The organism is Collimonas sp. GW821-FHT07E08 (assembly GCF_059418905.1).
This window is the reverse complement of the sequence record NZ_JBWKQR010000063.1, coordinates 1-570: the sequence shown is the minus strand read 5'-3', so window position 1 is coordinate 570 and position 570 is coordinate 1. Positions and strand designations below refer to the sequence as shown.

The following is a 570-nucleotide window of genomic DNA, read 5'->3' as shown; positions in this document are numbered from 1 at the left end:
CCAGCGCGAACAGTACAGCGCTGACCAGGGTCTTGACACCCGGTTGTTTCCCCATTAAACGCCCATTCATTGCACTGTCCCCGTGATTTGTTGTAATCGATTTAAGGCATCCACCACACGACTGGTTTGACGTGCCAAGGCGCCACTTGGATCTTTGGCTTGCTCATTGATTCGGTTACCCATGTTGTCCAGGGTATAGACGATGCTGTTGCCGAGGCTGTCGGCGATGTTGGTCAGACGATGGGCCGGATCGTAGGTATAGTTGACCGTCGAGGTATCCGGCAGCGTGACCAGCGTCAGCTGGCCGACGCCATCGTAGCCATACGTAGTGGTTTCCACTGTACCGCCAGACGTCACCGTCTTGCCAGTCAGCCAGCCGCGTGGACTATAGGTCAATGCCGTTGTGGCGCCATTGGCATCTGTGATCAACCCAACCCGGCCATTGGCGTCGTAGTTCGACAGCGTCGTTACTTGACCGATGGCATTGGTGATCGTGCTCAGGTTGCCAGAGGTGTCGTAGGTATAGGTGGTGGTATCGACCACGTCAGTTCTGGGACCGGTGGCAGTCAA

1 pseudogene is annotated in these 570 nt (G+C 56.1%); it reads right to left on the bottom strand.

What is annotated here, in order from left to right:
• Nucleotides 1-66 precede the first annotated feature (66 nt).
• Nucleotides 67-570 (bottom strand): annotated as a pseudogene (locus AC07RZ_RS24170) (hypothetical protein); the annotation flags it as partial.